Source organism: Flavobacterium sp. LC2016-12, from assembly GCF_015351595.1.
In the GTDB taxonomy this organism is placed as follows: domain Bacteria; phylum Bacteroidota; class Bacteroidia; order Flavobacteriales; family Flavobacteriaceae; genus Flavobacterium.
This window is the reverse complement of record NZ_JADKPT010000004.1, coordinates 221166-239603: the sequence shown is the minus strand read 5'-3', so window position 1 is coordinate 239603 and position 18438 is coordinate 221166. Positions and strand designations below refer to the sequence as shown.

Annotated in this window: 12 protein-coding genes; 10 read left to right on the top strand and 2 right to left on the bottom strand. The window is 35.4% G+C overall.

Features of this window, described 5'->3' with window-relative positions; translation table 11 throughout:
* Positions 1-57: 57 nt before the first annotated feature.
* Positions 58-1683, bottom strand: coding sequence for a murein L,D-transpeptidase (locus IRZ99_RS09100; RefSeq protein ID WP_194656976.1), 1626 nt, complete (start codon positions 1681-1683; stop codon positions 58-60).
* A gap of 281 nt (positions 1684-1964) precedes the next feature.
* On the opposite strand from IRZ99_RS09100, the gene IRZ99_RS09095 reads away from it, so the two are divergent.
* Positions 1965-2750, top strand: a complete 786-nt coding sequence (locus IRZ99_RS09095; RefSeq protein WP_194656975.1) for a hypothetical protein — start codon at positions 1965-1967, stop codon at positions 2748-2750.
* 7 nt (positions 2751-2757) lie between these two features.
* Here the strand turns inward: IRZ99_RS09095 and IRZ99_RS09090 are convergent, their stop codons facing one another.
* Entirely contained in the window at positions 2758-5388 is a 2631-nt protein-coding gene (locus IRZ99_RS09090; protein WP_194656974.1) for a glycoside hydrolase family 3 protein, read from the bottom strand.
* A gap of 530 nt (positions 5389-5918) precedes the next feature.
* Between IRZ99_RS09090 and IRZ99_RS09085 the strand changes: the two genes are divergently transcribed.
* The 9 genes from IRZ99_RS09085 to xylA all read left to right on the top strand — a co-directional run bounded on the left by IRZ99_RS09085 (position 5919) and on the right by xylA (position 18438).
* Positions 5919-8081: an alpha-glucuronidase family glycosyl hydrolase gene (locus IRZ99_RS09085; protein WP_194656973.1), complete on the top strand. Its 2163-nt coding sequence runs from the start codon at positions 5919-5921 to the stop codon at positions 8079-8081.
* An 18-nt stretch (positions 8082-8099) separates the two neighbouring features.
* On the top strand, positions 8100-8837 hold the full coding sequence (locus IRZ99_RS09080; RefSeq protein WP_194656972.1) for an SDR family NAD(P)-dependent oxidoreductase: 738 nt from the start codon (positions 8100-8102) through the stop codon (positions 8835-8837).
* Positions 8838-8854: 17 nt separating this feature from the next.
* Positions 8855-10027, top strand: a complete 1173-nt coding sequence (gene uxuA / locus IRZ99_RS09075; protein ID WP_194656971.1) for a mannonate dehydratase — start codon at positions 8855-8857, stop codon at positions 10025-10027.
* Between the two features lie 153 nt (positions 10028-10180).
* Complete coding sequence (locus tag IRZ99_RS09070; protein ID WP_194656970.1) at positions 10181-11317, top strand: endo-1,4-beta-xylanase; 1137 nt, start codon at positions 10181-10183, stop codon at positions 11315-11317.
* Between the two features lie 190 nt (positions 11318-11507).
* On the top strand, positions 11508-12941 hold the full coding sequence (locus tag IRZ99_RS09065; protein WP_194656969.1) for an MFS transporter: 1434 nt from the start codon (positions 11508-11510) through the stop codon (positions 12939-12941).
* Positions 12942-12973: 32 nt separating this feature from the next.
* The gene (locus IRZ99_RS09060; RefSeq protein ID WP_194656968.1) at positions 12974-14002 is read left to right on the top strand and encodes a glycoside hydrolase family 43 protein; all 1029 of its coding nucleotides are present in this window, start codon (positions 12974-12976) and stop codon (positions 14000-14002) included.
* Between the two features lie 603 nt (positions 14003-14605).
* Complete coding sequence (locus IRZ99_RS09055; protein ID WP_194656967.1) at positions 14606-15616, top strand: GntR family transcriptional regulator; 1011 nt, start codon at positions 14606-14608, stop codon at positions 15614-15616.
* Positions 15617-15619: 3 nt separating this feature from the next.
* A complete protein-coding gene (locus IRZ99_RS09050) occupies positions 15620-17107 on the top strand; it encodes a xylulokinase (protein WP_194656966.1) in 1488 nt (495 codons plus the stop codon).
* Positions 17108-17112: 5 nt separating this feature from the next.
* Positions 17113-18438 carry a xylose isomerase gene (xylA, locus tag IRZ99_RS09045; RefSeq protein ID WP_194657096.1) on the top strand — a complete coding sequence of 442 codons (1326 nt, stop codon included), beginning with the start codon at positions 17113-17115 and terminating at the stop codon, positions 18436-18438.

Sequence of the window (18438 nt, the reverse complement as noted above, 5' to 3'; positions counted from 1 at the left end):
AACATCAATCTTTATTCTTTATTCTTTGCTCTAATACTCTATTTTCTAAAAAAAAATCTACTTATTCGCCGTCTTATACCCGGTATCCAAAGGAAAAAGCAAGGCGTTCAACTTAACATCACGTTCATAAACATCGGGAAAGAAACCAATATCCCCTTCTTTACTTACCCAGGCAGTGAAATAACCTATATAGATTGGGATTTTTTTAGTTAGCTTGAATGGCGTTTCTTTTTCACCACTCATCGCCGCATTAATCTTATCAATCGTCCATTCCGGATAATCTTTCATCATGGCAACAGCCAGATCTTTTGCTTTTTCGACATTGATACAGCCGTGACTAAAAATACGTTTCTCAAATCCAAACAAAGTTTTAGAAGGCGTGTCATGCATATAAATATCATTCGGATTTGGGAACATAAATTTTACAAGTCCCAAAGCATTTTCAGGACCTGGCTTTTGTCTTACGTTTCCGCCATTCCATTCCATATTATGATCCGCTAGATAATTTTTATCTTCCGCAATTTTTAACTGTAATTCATTTTTAATGATACTTGCGGGAACATACCAATAAGGGCTAAAAACAATGCGATCAATCTGACCACTAAAGATGACGGTTTTGGTCAATGGCGTTCCAATAAAAACTTTGGATACGATATCGTAATTTCCATTTCGGACAAAATACAACCTAAACGACGGAATGTTAACCATTACATATTCATCCTGATTTTCTAATGTTGGCGGAATCCATCTACAGCGTTCCATATTTAGCATCAAAGTTTTAATACGGTCGCTAATAGGTTCGTTCATTTGATTAATATGTTCTTTTGTAATAATATAATTTGGAGTAAGGACGTGGCGTAGTTTGTACTTCATAACACCATCCATTAATTCCTGATCATAAAAATTACTTTTAGAATCCTGTGCCAAATCACCAATTACAAAAAGTCGTGTTCTTACGTCCTGAATTGTGACTCCCGTATCATCTGGTCTCAAATCTTTGTACGGATCCGGCATTGTTATAGTTTTCCAGGTATTGTTTTTTTCAATTTCCCTGTATTTTTTTAGAACATCCTGAAGTTTGTAATATTGACTAAAAAGGATATGATTATTTTGATCTAATAAATTTGGATTGGTAACAATCGAATCTAATAAGGTCTGGTAAGAAAGTTTTTTCTTTGGTAAATACCATTCGATTTTATTTTGTTCAGCCGCATCCATTCCCTGAAATACATGTTTTGCATATAGTATATACATAGAACTTAATAAAAGTTCTGTGTCGGTGTCTGAAATCTTTTCAGTTGTATCTTCATCAAAAACCTTGTCGATTTTATCTTTATACGGAATCCTCACCTGAACACCTTCTTCGTAAGTAGAGTTCAGTTTATGATACATTAAATGCCCAAATTCGTTTATGTCATTCCCATCATACCAAATTGACTTGTAAGATCTCTCTTTGTATAACGTCGAGACATCGTTTTGATAGTCTTTTAATTGAGAATATTTTTTAAAGAACGCCACTATGGTTGCATCGCTAATAGTAGGCGCAACATATTTAGTGCCAGCACTATAGGGAATAAAAAAAGCAAATCTCTTGTTTTCCAAAAGAGAATTATCCTTTGAAAACCCAAAGGAAGAAACAATAAAGAAGGAAATTAAAAAGATTGTTAGAGTAAAATTTTTCATTTTTTTTCATTTTTCGTTACTACTATTTGCCAAAAAAGGTCAATGCAGGTTGAGGTAATAAAAAAAATGATTTGGGGAAATCGTATAGAAAGCAAATTTCTACAATCAAATTTAGAAAAAAAATCTTATTATTTTTCTTTTTTCGTTCAGAATAATGTTTGATTTAATTTCAAATAGAAAAGAAAAATAATAATTGTAATATTTTGAAAGTCAATAGGTTTTGGATTTCGGAATAAAGATTATATTTGATTAGCCAGTTTTAATCCAAATACGAAAGAACAATGATTAATGTAAGTTTTTTTGAGATCCTGGGAATGTTTATTATTCCTTTCTTAAGTATTTTAATACCTATTCTTGCAGGCCAATATTACGGTTTGTTTGTTAAGAATAAATCAGGGAAAGTAAATGATTCTCCGGTAGGATCAGTAGTGGGAGCGGCACTTGGACTTTTGGCTTTTATGCTGGCTTTTACTTTTCAGATTGTAGACAATCGTTACAATAACAGAAAGGAGCTGCTGCTTGAAGAAGTGACTACTATAAGAACGGCCTACTTACAATCCGGATTAATACCGGAACCGTATCGTTCTTCTTCTCGAAAACTTTTAATAGAATATACAGACTTACGTGCTACTTTGTTTAAAGATCTCTCAGTTAAAAATTTAGAAAACCTGAAAACAAAATCGCAAACTATTCTAGATTCACTTTGGAGCTATTCTGAAGCTTTAGCAGCACAAGATCGCAGTTCGGAGGCCTATTCACTTTATACGGGTTCAATAAACGAATTGATTGATGTTTACAACAAACGCGTGACCTTTACATTCGAATATCGTATACCTGTCACAATTTTATGGGTCCTGTTTATCATAACTTTATTTACGATGCTCATTCTCGGTTATCAATTCGGAATTTCAGGCAAAAAAAATCATGTTCTGGCAGTTTTTATTTCTATTATTTTTGCATCGGTGATGTTTCTAATTTTAGCGTTAGACCGACCGGAAACGGGAATAATGAAATTAAATCAGGCTCCTGTGCTAACGCTTCATAAACAACTTCATAGTAAAGATTAGTTTTGTGTTATTGAATTAAAAGGGTTGAGGTCAAAATAGTACTGGTCGATTTATTAGGTTCATCAGGCTGATGACCGCCAATTGCAATTTTAATTTTGCCATTGAATTCCTGATAAATACCTTCTTCAGTAACGTGCGACAAATCTTCAGGAGAAAGTGTAAAAGTTATCGTTTTACTTTCACCTGAGTTAAGATTAATTCGTTCAAATCCTTTCAAAGTTTTTAAAGGCGCTTTTATGGCTGAATTTTGATTGATAACATACAATTGCGCGACTTCTTCACCAGCCATTTTCCCTGTATTCGTAATGCGTACAGAAACAGAAACAGGCTTTCCTTTACTAATTTTTGATGGCATTTTTAACTGATCATATTTAAAAGAAGTATAACTCAAACCGTATCCAAAACCATAAAGCGGTGTTCCTTTAAAATAACGATACGTTCTGTTATCCATTTTATAATCTACAAATTCTGGTAAGTCAGAATCGCCTTTGTAAAAAGTAATGGGCAATCTTCCGGCCGGATTATAATCGCCAAAAAGAATATCAGCAACCGCAGTTCCCGCTGCCTGTCCGCCATACCATGCGTTTACAATAGCAGAAACATTTTGAGCTTCCCAAGGAATCGCAATTGCGCTTCCCGTCATCATCACAAAAATAACTGGTTTTTCGGTCTTTTTGAGTGCTTTCATTAAATCGGTTTGTACTGCAGGCAACAAAATCGAAGTACGATCCCCTCCTTTAAATCCCGGAAAATTCACTTTCATTTCTTCGCCCTCCAGTTGAGGTGAAATTCCACCTGCAAAAACAAAGGCATCGACATCTTTTAAGCGATTGACAAGAACCATAAAATCTGTTTTTTTATAATTGCCGGCATTCAGGGCAACATTTCCTTTTCCTTCTCCCTGCCAGTATTCAACAACCAAATTATAAACGGTTCCTTTTGTTGTTTTTAATTCAAAAGTTTGCCCGCCCCATCTGTTTTTTGACCAGGCATTTAGTTCTTCTTTTCCATTCACAAGAAAACGATAGCCATCATCTGCAGTCAGTTCAAAAGTGATGCTTCCATTTTCAGCTGCCTTAAAGTTGGTCGTATATCGTGCCGAAAAATTATTGGCATTGATGTTTGAAACCACTGCCTGGCCTTCCTGCCAAAAATGATTTAATTCGGTTTCTGTTCGTGTAATTTCCGGTTTCCCTGCAAGATCCTTATTGTTGAAATATTCTGCTTTAAAACCTTGTTTTCCTTCAAAAGCATATTGGTTTTTAACATCGGCATATACTAATAAAGTATCATTTGTAAAGTTGATTGCTTTCTCATAGATAACTTCGGTATTTGCGCCTAATTTATCTTTAATTCCTTGTAAAACAGTAGTTAATTTTGAGGGAGTTCCGTTGTAATTTCCTAAAATAGAAATATGGTTATCTGCGTTTGGTCCTAAAACAGCTATCTTTTTAATTTTTTTGTTCAGAGGTAATGTATTGTTTTCATTTTTAAGCAAAACCATCGATTGTCTGGCCATTTTTAAAGCATGTTCCTGATGTGCAGGACTTTCTAAAACAGAAGCTGGTGTTTGGGCATATTTCACCATTTCGACAGGATCAAACATTCCTAATCTAAAACGGATCATATATAGGCGTTTTACCGAAATATCAATTTGGGATTCCGGTATTTTTCCGGTTTTTACTACTTGTACCAAAGCTTTATAAGCATCCGTTCCACAGTCGATATCTGTTCCGTGAAAAACGGCATCGGCGGAAGCTGAAGCTGCATCCGGATGTGTTTTATGATTTTTAAAGAAGTCGTCAATCGCCCAACAATCGGATGTTACATAACCCTCAAACTTCCATTGATTGCGTAAAATATCAGTCATTAAAATATCGCTGGCACAACAAGGCTGGGTTCTAAAAGCGTTGTAGGCACACATAACACCTGCAACTTTTGATTCGGTTATCAGTTTTTTAAAGGCAGGTAAATAGGTATCCCAAAGTTCATAAGGTGTTACATCAACATCAAACGTATGGCGCAAAGGCTCCGGGCCGCTGTGAACCGCATAATGTTTAGCACATGCTGCCGCTTTTAAATATTTTGGATCATCGCCCTGAAGTCCTTTAACAAAAAAATCTCCTAAAGTTGCAGTCAAGAACGGATCTTCACCATACGTTTCCTGTCCGCGTCCCCAGCGAGGATCACGAAAAATATTAATATTGGGTGTCCAATAGGTAAGACCAAGATATCGTTCGTTTGTTCGGCCTGATTCAATGGCTTTATTATAAATCGCCCTTCCTTCTAAAGCTGAATAATCAGCCATTGTAAAAAGCGAATTTTTATCAAAAGTAGCCGCCATAGCAATCGCCTGAGGGTAAACGGTAGTTTTAAAAGGAGTTCTTGCAACGCCATGAAGTGTTTCATTCCACCAGTCATAAGCCGGAATACTCAATCGCGGAATAGCAGGTGAAGAATTCAGCATTTGGGATACTTTCTCTTCCAGTGTTAAATGGCTAACCAAATCATTTGCGCGGGCTTCAAAACTTAAATTTGAATTCTGAAAAATGTATTTTTCTACGGTTGTTTGTGCATTACAATGAATTGAAAGGCATAAAATTATAATAGTTTCAAAGAAGAGGAGTGATTTTTTCATAAGATGTTTATTAATAGATTAATAACTATAATTTTATACCGCAAAATTATTTCGCAACCGATTGTGTAAAGAAAGAAAAATAATTTAATTATGACAAAAAAGAGTAGACAAAATTCTATGTGTTATTTTTAGAGAGCTATTCTGTAGAGAAGCCTGGTTTTTATTTTATGATCCTTATTATCCATTTTACTGAAGGAGTGAAAATATCTATTTATCAATTAATTAGTATTTAATTTTTTATGGAGAACAACAAAGATGTTACTATTTATGCTTTTGCTGAACGAATGACTCTTTCCACTTCGACACTACTGAAGTTACTTTTTTAAATACTCAGGTTGTACTTCGGGCATCTTCTAAGAGAAAATAAATTAGCTGAATATAGTGACAGTTTCTTGTCAATCATTCCCTTTTTTAACAGAAGAATTTGTATTGTGTGAAAAATTTTGCAGTAAAATTTTTTTGTTAAAACACAATATCATATTTTTACGCAACCGATTGCAATTTTAATTTATTCATTCAAAAAAAATCTGATGAGATATCAAAAGAAACATTTATTTATACTTACCATTTTTCTGCTTTTGTTTTCATTTAAAACAATGGCTCAAAAGGATTATAAATTGTGGCTTCAGTATGATAACAAAACAGATGCGGAATTAGTTTCCAAATACCTTTCTGATGTTCAGGGAATCGTTTCTTTAGGGAATTCAGAAACTTCAAAAATTGCTTCAAATGAGTTGCGCTTGGGTTTACAAAATATGTTAGGGAAGAAGTTCGAAATTAAAGCAAAAATTGATTTAGATAAAACTTTAATTATTGGTTCTAAAGAATTACTAAGTGCTGAAATTCAAAAGGAAATTGGAAATTTTGATCAGATAAATGAAGAAGGATTTTTCATCAAAACGATTTCATTAAAAGGAAAAAGTCAAATTGTAATTACGGGTAAAAAAGAGGTTGGGGTTTTGTATGGAGTTTATAGTTTTTTGAGATTAATTCAAACTGATAAATCTATTAAAAATTTAAATATTGTTGATTCGCCAAAAACAAACATCCGAATTCTAAATCACTGGGATAATTTAGACCGAACAGTAGAACGTGGTTATGCGGGTTTCTCTTTATGGAACTGGCAAAAATTGCCTGATTTTATTGATCAGCGTTATATTGATTATGCAAGAGCAAATGCGTCTATAGGAATTAACGGAACAGTTTTAACTAATGTAAATGCGAATGCCTTAATCTTAACGCCACAATATTTAGAGAAGGTAGAAGTTCTGGCAAATGTGTTCAGGCCTTATGGAATAAAGGTTTATTTAACCGCTCGCTTTTCAGCACCAATAGAAATTGGAGGTTTAAAAACGGCTGATCCAAAAGATGCTGACGTAGCCAATTGGTGGAAAAATAAAGCTCAAGAAATTTATAAAAAAATTCCGGATTTTGGAGGCTTCCTGGTAAAAGCAAATTCAGAAGGACAGCCTGGACCTCAAAATTATGGTAGAGATCATGTTGATGGAGCCAATATGCTGGCCGATGCTGTTGCACCTTTTGGCGGTGTAATTATGTGGCGCGCTTTTGTGTATTCGGAACATGACGCTAATGATCGTGCAAAACAGGCTTACGCCGAATTTGTACCTTACGATGGAAAATTTAAGGAAAATGTAATTGTTCAGGTAAAAAATGGTGCAATTGATTTTCAGCCTCGTGAACCTTTTCATCCTATGTTTGGTGCGATGCCAAAAACACCTTTGATGATGGAATTTCAAATCACGCAGGAATATTTAGGTTTTAGCACGCATTTGGTTTTTCTGCCAAAATTATTTCAGGAAGTTTTAGAATCAGATACCTATCGAAAAGGAAAAGGGACGACTGTTGCCAAAGTTATTGATGGTACTTCAACAAAAACAAAACTGACTGGTATTGCTGGAGTTTCTAACATAGGAAATGATTTAAACTGGACCGGTCATCCTTTTGCGCAAGCTAATTGGTACGGCTTTGGAAGATTGGCATGGAATCCGCAATTGGATTCTGAGGTTATTGCAGATGAATGGTTGAGATGTACTTTCTCTAATGATGAAAATTTCATTAAACCAGTAAAAGAAATGATGATTGAATCGCGTGAAGCGGTTGTAAATTATATGACGCCGCTTGGTTTGCATCATATTATGGATACAGGGCATCACTATGGGCCGGGGCCTTGGGTTTCAAATCTATCCCGACCAGAGTGGAATCCTGTGTATTATCATAAAGCAGATAAAAACGGAATTGGTTTCGATCGTTCTAAAACGGGAACTAATGCCACAGCACAATATGCTCCCGAAGTAGCCAAAATTTTCTCTACTTTAGAAACCTGTCCAGAAAAAGATTTATTATGGTTTCACCATGTTTCCTGGGATTATAAATTAAAAAACGGACAAACGCTTTGGAACGGTTTGGCTCTGAAATATCAGGAAGGCGTAAATCAGGTAAAAGAAATGCAGAATGTTTGGAATAAAACCGATAAATATGTTGATGAAGTCCGTTTTAAAGAAGTGCAAATGTTATTAGAAATTCAGTATAAAGAAGCAAAATGGTGGAGAGATGCGTGTTTACTTTATTTTCAGCAATATTCTGGTAAAGAATTGCCGGCTGGAGTAGAGAAACCAACACAATCTTTAGACTATTTTCAATCCTTAAAATTCCCTTTTGCACCGGGAAACTAAACATTCAAATTAAAAAAGATGAGTACAAAAACAGCAATTGTAACGGGAGGGAATGCAGGTTTGGGTTTTGCAACGGCAAAGAAATTATGCAACAACGGAATCAAAACTTATATAATTGGAAGATCAAAAGAGAAGACAGAAGAGGCTTGTAAAGAGATTGGAGGAAATGCAATTCCGGTTATTTATGATCTAAATGATCTTGCAGGAATTCCAGCCATGATTGAAAACATTACCAAAGAGAACCCAATTGATATTTTAGTAAATAATGCGGGAATCAATCTTAAAAAAGAATTTTTGGATGTTACAGATGAAGATTTTTTATCTATAATTCACACTAATCTTTTGAGTGTTTTTGCGGTTAGTAAAGCTGTGGTAAAAAACATGAAAGAAAATGGGGCAGGAAGTATTATCAATATTAGTTCGATGGCATCGCAATATGGTATTCCAAAAGTAATTGCGTACTCGGCAAGTAAAGGCGCAATTGAATCGATGACCAGAGCAATGGCGGTAGAATTAGCACCTCTTGGGGTTCGCGTAAACTGTATCGCTCCGGGATTTATCAAAACCAAAATGTCTTCTACAGCGCTTGATAATGATCCGGAAAGGAAAAATAAAGTACTGGGAAGAACGCCAATGGGATTCTTAGGAGAACCATCAGACATTGCAGATGCGGTTTATTATTTCGCTTTAAGCGAATCAAAATACACAACCGGAACCGTTTTGCCTGTTGATGGCGGAAATAGTATTGGGTTTTAATTGAAAAGAAGAATATCATGATAAAAATGCAACAAACCATGCGTTGGTTTGGCCCTCAGGATAATGTTACTTTAAAAGATATTAAGCAGGCCGGAGCAATCGGAATTGTAACGGCTTTGCATCAAATTCCGGTTGGGGAAATCTGGACAATTGATGCTATAAAAGAAAGACAGCAAATCATTAGAGAAGCCGGATTGGAATGGTCTGTTGTTGAAAGTCTTCCGGTTCATGAAGAAATAAAACGTGCTACCGGAGATTATTTGCAATACATTGAAAATTATAAAATCAGTTTAAAAAACCTGGCAGATTGCGGTATTAAAATCATCACCTATAATTTTATGCCAATTTTAGACTGGGTGCGAACCAATCATAATTTTATTAATGAAGATGGAAGCAAGGCGTTGTTGTACAATCAAGTTGCTTTTACTTATTTTGATGTTTATTTATTGAAAAGGCCTAATGCTGAAAATGATTATTCGGATGAAGAAAAAGCAAATGCATTAAAATTCGGAAACCAACTTTCTGAAGACGAGAAAGCATTACTTTTTAAAAACGTTTTATTAGGATTACCGGGTAGTAAAATTAATTTTACGGCGGAACAGATTCTATCATTATTGGATAATTATGCAGAAATTGATAATACTAAATTAAGAGAAAACCTGATTTGTTTTTTGTCTGAAGTGGCTCCGGTTGCTGAAGAATTAGGTTCGAAATTGGCTATTCATCCTGACGATCCACCGTTTTCGGTTTTAGGCTTGCCCCGAATCGTATCTACTGAAAAAGATATCAAAGCGATTTTTGAAGCCGTACCTTTAAATGCAAACGGACTTTGTTATTGCACGGGTTCACTGGGAGCAGATCCAAAAAATAATCTGGGGCAAATTATTGACGATTGTGGAGATCGAATCCACTTTTTACACTTGCGAAATACCTTCCGCGAAAGCGAAAACATTTTTAGGGAATCTGCCCATTTAGAAGGAGATACAAAAATGGAAGTCATTATTGAAAAACTGCTTTTATTGATGAATAAAAGAAAAGTGAGTTTGCCAATGCGTCCGGATCATGGCTTTTTGCATGATGTGGATGAAAAAACAGAAACGTATCCAGGCTATTCCTTAGTGGGAAGATTAAAAGGTCTTGCCGAATTAAGAGGATTAGAAATGGGAATTGCTTATAAATTGAAAAACTGAGGGTATGGGATTCTGACCTAAAGATTTTTAAAATCTGTCAGATCTTAAGGAAAAGAATTATGTTCTTTTAAGAAGTGAAACACCTTGTAAAGACAAAGAAAATCCATGTATCTAAGTGTTTTGGAATTAACTATCAACCAAAAAATAAAAAAAATGAAATTAATTAAACCCTGTTTACTGGCAATAACCACGTTGCTGTTCGTAAATTGTACGGCGCAAAAAAAAGCCAGCTCCCTGAAAGAGGCGTATAAGAAGGATTTTTATATCGGTACTGCTTTAAGCGCGAATCAAATTGAAATGAAAGATGCCAAGCAAGACGCATTGATTCGTAAAGAATTTAATGCGATTACCGCAGAAAATATCATGAAATCGATGTTTGTGCATCCTCAAAAAGACAAATATGATTTTGCATTGACTGATAAATTTATAGCCTATGGCGAGAAGAATAAAATGTTTATTCACGGTCATACTTTAATCTGGCACAGTCAATTAGCTCCCTGGATGGAGAAAATCAAAGATAGCACAGAAATGAAAGCTTTCATGAAAGATCATATCACGACGATTGTTTCAAAATACAAAGGAAGAATTGGTTCCTGGGATGTTGTGAATGAAGCTTTAAACGAAGATGGAACCTTACGAAAATCCGTTTTTTTGAATACACTTGGCGAGCAATATCTTACTGATGCTTTTAAGTTGGCCGCCGCTGCAGATCCCAAAGTAGATTTATATTACAACGATTATAACAATGAAGAACCTGCAAAGAGGGAAGGTACAATCAATTTAATAAAAAAAGTTAGAGCAGGAGGAGGAAAGGTTGACGGAGTTGGTATTCAGGCGCATTGGCGATTGGAGAGTCCTTCATTACAAGAAATTGAAGAAAGTATTTTGGCTTATTCTGCAATAGGTTTAAAAGTCGCTTTTACAGAATTAGATATCACTGTTTTGCCAAATCCATGGGATTTAAAAGGAGCTGATGTAAATCAGAATTTTGAAGGAAGTGCCACAATGAATCCGTATCCTGAAAAACTTCCAGCTGATGTACAGGACAAGCTTGCACAACGTTATGCATCTATTTTCAAATTATTCCTGAAACACAAAGACAAAATCAGCAGAGTAACTTTCTGGGGCGTTTATGATGGGCAATCCTGGTTAAACGATTGGCCTATAAAAGGGCGTACGAATTATCCTTTATTATTTGATGCACAATTACAACCGAAGAAAGCCTATGATAGCATAATGCAACTAAAGAGTCAAAATAATGTCAGCATTGACAAAGGATTTAAAGATTAGTGCAACAGGTTGTTTTTCAAAAAAATATGCAATAAAGCAAAGTAAATTTGCATGATATATTTTTTTTGCTAATTTTACACAACCGATTGCTTAAATAGAAGCCTTTTGAAAACAGTATACTAGCTAACTAAATAATCAAATTTAAATCAACTTTGATTATAAAATTAACCAAAATAACCACAAACAAATAATGAATTTTAATTCTCAAAAACTATCCATAAAAGAAAAAATTGGATACAGCTTAGGCGACCTGGCGGCAAATTTAGTTTTTCAGACACTGATTACTTACCTCGCTTATTTTTACACCGATATTTACGGATTATCGCCTCAGGATTCTTCTATAATTATGTTGGTTGTCGGTTTGATAGCAGCTTTTGTTTTTAATCCAATTATTGGGGTTTTGGCAGACAGAACCACTACCAAATGGGGAAAATTCAGACCCTGGATTTTATGGACCGCAGTACCCTTGGGAGTTATTGCTTTGCTAGCTTTTACAACACCTAATTTTGCGTATCACGGTAAAGTGATTTATGCGGTTGTGACGTATACTTTTTTGCTATTGTTTTATGCCGGTAACAATTTGCCGTATTCTGCCTTAAGTGGTGTAATTACTGGTGATATGGGCGAACGCAATAGTTTGTCGTCTTATCGTTTTGTGGCCGTCATGTTTGCACAGTTTTTTGTTCAGGTTTTTATGCTTGGTATTATCAAAAGTGCCGGAAATGGTGATAAAGCAATTGGTATTGAAAAAGTAATGACAGCCTTGGCCATATTTGGTACCATTATGTTATTAATTACATTTTTTACAACAAAGGAACGTATCGTTCCAAAACCAGAGCAAAAATCAAGTATTAAAGAAGATCTAAGCGATTTGGTAAAAAATAAACCGTGGTTAATCATGTTAGCCTTGACGACTTTGGTATTTATTACTTTGGCAATGAAAGGCAGCGCTTATGTATTTTATTTCGAAAATTACGTAGACAAGCAACAACTGGCCATTTTTATTCAGCCAATATTAGATGGTTTAGCCGGTATTGGATTGAATCAGTTTGGGAATGATCCTATTGCGGCTGGCTTTGGTTTGTTTAATGCTGGCGGAATTATCTTTATGATTGTTGGAATCACTTTATCAAAAAGACTAGCCGATAAATATGGTAAAAGAAATGTTTTCGTTTCCTTTTTGTTCGTGTCGACTTTATTCATTTTAGCCTTTTACGTGTTTCCATCCAAATCAATCAACCTAATTTTTTTGTCCCAAATTTTACATGGATTTTTCTACGGAATCACCATTCCAATTCTTTGGGCGATGATTGCCGATGTGGCTGATTACTCAGAATGGTTAAATAACCGTCGCGCTACCGCAATCATATTTTCGGCTATGATGGTAGGTTTAAAAGCCGGTTTGAGTATTGGTGGCGCTTTGACAACTTCATTATTAGGCTATTTTGATTACGTTCCAAATTCATTAACACAAACACCTGTAGCTATTAACGGAATCAAATTACTGGTAAGTATTTTTCCTGCGATACCTTTTCTAATTGGTGTTGGATTACTGTTCTTTTATAAAATCAATAAGAAAATGGAAATTCAGATTGAAGCTGATTTGAAAGAAAGAAGAGTTTAATTATTTAAATAAAATAAAAAATAGAGAGCAATATGCCTGAAGATAGCATTGAAAATATTGATTTTGCAGCGTTAGACAAACGTGCGATATCAAATCCGTTAGTAAATCATATGTATACCGCAGATCCATCTGCGCATGTATTTAATGGAAAAATATACATTTACCCATCACACGATATTGATGCCGGAATTCCTTTTAATGACAATGGAGATCATTTTGGAATGGAAGATTATCATGTCATTTCAATGGAAAATGTAAATGCGGAAGCTGTAGATAACGGTCTGGCTTTACATGTAAATGATGTTCCCTGGGCCGAGCGACAAATGTGGGCGCCGGATGCCGCCTGTAAAAATGGAAAATATTATTTGTACTTTCCAGCCAAACGTGCCAACGGAATTTTTCAGATTGGAGTTGCGATAAGCGATGCTCCAACGGGGCCTTTTACACCGGAACCAGAAGCTATTAAAGGAAGTTATACTATTGATCCGGCCGTTTTTGAAGATAATGACGGAAAATATTATATGTATTTTGGTGGAATTTGGGGAGGCCAACTTCAAAAATACCGTGATAATAAATATGATGGACAAAACGAAGAACCTTCCTCAAATGAACCAGCATTAGGTCCAATTGTTGCTTTACTTTCTGACGACATGAAAGAGTTTGCAGAAGAGCCGAAAGAAATCAAAATTCTAGATGAAAATGGAGCTGTTTTATTAGCAGGAGATAATGATCGTCGTTTTTTTGAAGCTTCATGGGTACACAAGTACAATGGAAAATATTATTTCTCGTATTCAACAGGAGATACTCATTTTATCTGTTATGCGATAGGAGATAACCCATATGGACCTTTTACTTATAAAGGAAGAATCCTGAATCCCGTAATTGGATGGACTTCGCACCATTCGATTTGTGAGGTTGAAAACGAATGGTATTTGTTTTACCATGATTCAAGTCTATCAAAAGGAGTGACACATTTAAGATCTATCAAAGTAACAAAAATTGAATATAATGCTGACGGTTCGATTGTTACGATTGATCCTTATAATAAAAAAGATAAATAAGCATTAAAAAAATTTCACGAATATCACAACCGGTTGTTTTTATAAATTTTGATAAAGTAATCGTTTAAAAGAGACCGAGTGGGGTGAAACGGACCTCATCGGGGTGATATTATAGACCGTGATATCGCTCCGCTGGAGCTTTTAGAAAGCTGAGGAATTGTTGTTATAAATATTACGCTCCGCTGGAGCTAACGATGTAGTATAATTTTTTTATGGATTAAAAAATCAAGTATTATTGTGTCCCATCGGGACGCCATGTTTATAGAATTGATAAGATTAACGTAAGTAGCGATGATATCATAGACCGTGATATCGCTCCGCTGTAGCTCCTATAAAGATGAGGGATTTTTTGCTATATCATAGTACGCTCCGCTGGAGCTTTTGAAAATTATTATCCTGTCACCTCTTTTGGAAACGATTTGCGTGAGGGATAGCAGTGGAAAGCCCGGAGCCTGACGAAGGAAGTGCGAGGACTTGAAACGGATAGCCCGGCCCGGAGGGAAACGTCCAAATTATTTTAAAAGTTAACATTTTTAATGTAAAAAGTATTTTTTTATTACAAACATTTACCTACTTTAGCATACCAGAACAGAACGGAACAGTATGTTAAACGAAGAACAGGAAAAATTTGTATTTATAATCAATCACGACAGTGATATTCCGAAATACCAGCAATTGGTTAACGGAATTAATAATGCCATTGCAGAGAATATTTTGCAAAAAGGAGATTTGCTTCCGTCGGTAAATGCGATTTGTAAAGAAAATCAGTTGTCTAGAGATACTGTTTTTAAAGCGTATACTATTTTGAAGGATCAGAATGTAATTGATTCTGTTCCGAATAAAGGATACTATGTATCAGGTGAAACCAGAAAAGTGCTTTTGGTGCTAGATACTTTCAAGGCCTATAAAGAAGTTTTGTATCACTCGTTTGTGAACAATTTACCGGATAATGTTATTACAGATGTACAATTTCATCATTATAATATTGATGTTTTTAAAACGATCATAAACAATAGTGTTGGTAAGTATTACAAGTATGTGGTGATGAATTTTGATCACAAAGAAGTATCGCCAACATTATCGGCAATTTCGAATGATAAATTGCTTTTGATTGACTGGAATATTCATTCGAAAAAGGAAAATAATTATGTTTTTCAGGATTTCGGAAAAGCGTTTTATAATTCGCTTAAAGATGCAGCTGATTTGTTTAAAAAGTATAAAAACATAGAATTTATTTTTCCGGATTACACGAATCACCCAAAAGAGACATTGGAATCCTTTAAGAAATTTTGTGCTGATTTTCATTTTAAATATGACATTGTTACAGATTCAAAAAAGTTCAATATCGAAAAAGGAATCGCTTATATAAGTGTTAGTGACAGGATTTTAGGGCACTTTTTAGAGCAGTGCAAAGAGAAGGATTTAGAGCCGGGAACAGATGTTGGTTTTTTATCATATAATGAAACACCAATGAAGAAATTTATTTATAAAGGAATCTCGGTGGTGTCAACAGATTTTAAAGAAATGGGAACAAAAGCCGCAACATTTATCACAACAGATGAAACGGTGCAGCAATATATAGCAACAAGTTTAACAATAAGAGAATCATTATAAAGTATGTATTATATAGGATATGATATTGGAAGTTCTTCGGTCAAGGTTGCCTTGGTAGAAGCAGCAACAGGCAAAAAAATAATCGTTTTGCACGAACCGCAAAACGAAATGGAGATCGTTTCATTGCATGCTGATTGGGCAGAACAGGATCCTGAAATTTGGTGGCAACACATTTGCACAGCGACAAAAAGAGCAATTCGTGAAGCAAATATCGAAGCTTCTAAAATTCAGGGTGTGGGTATATCGTATCAAATGCACGGATTGGTTATTGTGGATGACGCATGCAACCCATTGCGCAACGCTATAATCTGGTGCGATAGTAGAGCTGTAGCTATTGGAGATAAAGCTTTTGAAGAAATTGGAGCCGAAAAATGTTTCGGTCATTTATTGAATTCTCCTGGGAATTTCACGGCTTCAAAATTAAAATGGGTTAAAGAAAACGAACCTGAAATATACAGTAAGGTTTATAAATATATGTTGCCGGGTGATTATATCGCTTACAAACTAACAGGCGATGTTACGACAACTAAAAACGGACTTTCTGAAGGAATGCTTTGGGATTATAAAGAGAACAAAGTGGCTGATTGGTTGTTAGATTACTACGAAATTGACGAATCTTTAACGCCTGTAATTGTGGAGAATTTCACAAATCAGGGAGTGTTAAATGAAAAAGGAGCAAAAGAATCGGGACTTCCAAATGGTATTCCAGTCGTTTATAGAGCCGGTGATCAGCCTAATAATGCATTGGCTTTAAATGTGTTAAACCCTGGTGAAGTGGCTGCAACTGGAGGAACTTCGGGAGTTTTTTATGCGGTTAGTGAAATGTCAGCCGGAAATAAAAGCACTAGGGTAAACAACTTTGTTCATGTTAATTATGAAGTAGCTAAACCAAGAATAGGAAAATTACTGAATATTAACGGAGCCGGAATTCAGTACAGATGGTTGCGAAATAATATGGGTGATGAAACCTATGAATCAATGAACCGCAAAGCATCAAAAATTGATATTGGTTCTGATGGCGTTGTCGTTATTCCGTTTGGAAATGGCGCTGAACGTATGTTCAACAATAAAAACATCGGAACACACTTTTTAAACCTGAATTTAAACATTCATAGCAGCTCACATTTGTTCAGAGCTTCTTTAGAAGGAATCGCTTTTTCATTCGTTTACGGAATGGAGTGTTTAAAAGATGACAATGCTACAATTGGTGTAATCAGAGCTGGAAATGATAATTTATTCCGCTCCGAAATTTTCTCTAATACTGTGGCAACATTAATTGGACACGAAATTGAAATTTACAATACAACAGGAGCAGTAGGTGCAGCAAGAGCAGTTGGTTTGATCGATGGCGATTTTGAAAAGTTCGGTTCAAGTATTACAACGAACGATCACGTAATGACCTTTTTACCGCTGCAAAACAAAGAGCCGTATGTTCAGGCTTACCAAAAATGGAAACAGGAATTAGAATTAATATTAACATACAAAAAATAAAAGATATGATAGTTTTAGGCAATAAAGAATACTACAAAGGTATAGGCCAAATTAAATTTGAAGGTAAGGAGTCTGATAATCCATTGGCATTTAAATATTATAATCCAGGGCAGGTTGTGGCTGGAAAAACAATGCGTGAGCACTTTAAATTTGCGATCGCTTACTGGCATACTTTCTGTGGTCAGGGTTCAGATCCATTCGGACCAGGAACACAACATTTTCCTTGGGATCAGCCTACAGATGCCATCGCTGCCGCAAAAGAAAAAGCAGATGCAGCATTCGAATTCATTACTAAAATGGGATTTGACTATTACTGTTTTCACGATTATGACTTGGTTAACGAAGGAGCTACTTTCGCTGAATCAGAAAGCAGATTGGCTACCATTACTGAATATTTGAAAGAAAAACAAGCAGCTTCCGGAGTGAAATTACTTTGGGGAACGGCAAACTGCTTTTCTAATCCAAGATATATGAACGGTGCCGCAACTAATCCAGATTTTAATGTATTGGCAAGAGCTGGAGGTCAAATAAAATTGGCATTGGATGCTACCATTGCTTTAGGAGGAGAAAATTATGTATTTTGGGGAGGTCGTGAAGGTTATATGACTTTGCTGAACACAGATATGGGAAGAGAATTGGATCATATGGGACAATTCCTGGCTCAGGCAAGAGACTATGCAAGAGCACAAGGATTCAAAGGAAATTTCTTCATTGAGCCAAAACCTATGGAGCCAATGAAACATCAATATGATTTTGACTCGGCTACAGCTATTGGATTTTTGCATAAATATGGCTTAGAGAAAGATTTCAAGATGAACATCGAGGTGAATCACGCTACATTAGCGCAACATACTTTTCAACACGAAATGGAAGTGGCTGCCAAAGCTGGAATGTTAGGAAGTTTAGATGCCAATAGAGGTGATTACCAAAACGGATGGGATACAGATCAATTTCCAAATAACATTCAGGAAGTTACAGAAGCAATGTTGGTTTTCTTAAAAGCTGGCGGACTGCAAGGTGGAGGAGTTAATTTTGATGCCAAAATCAGAAGAAACTCTACTGATATGGAAGATGTATTCTTAGCTCACATTGGTGGAGCCGATACTTTTGCCAGAGCATTATTGACGGCTGACAAAATTATTACATCTTCTCCTTATGATAAATTAAGAACAGACCGTTACAGTTCTTTTGATTCTGGAAACGGAAAAGCTTTTGAAGAAGGAAAATTAAGTTTGACTGATTTGTATAAAATTGCACAGGAAAATGGTGAATTGAATTTACAAAGCGGTAAACAAGAATTGTTCGAAAATATCATCAATCAATACATTTAA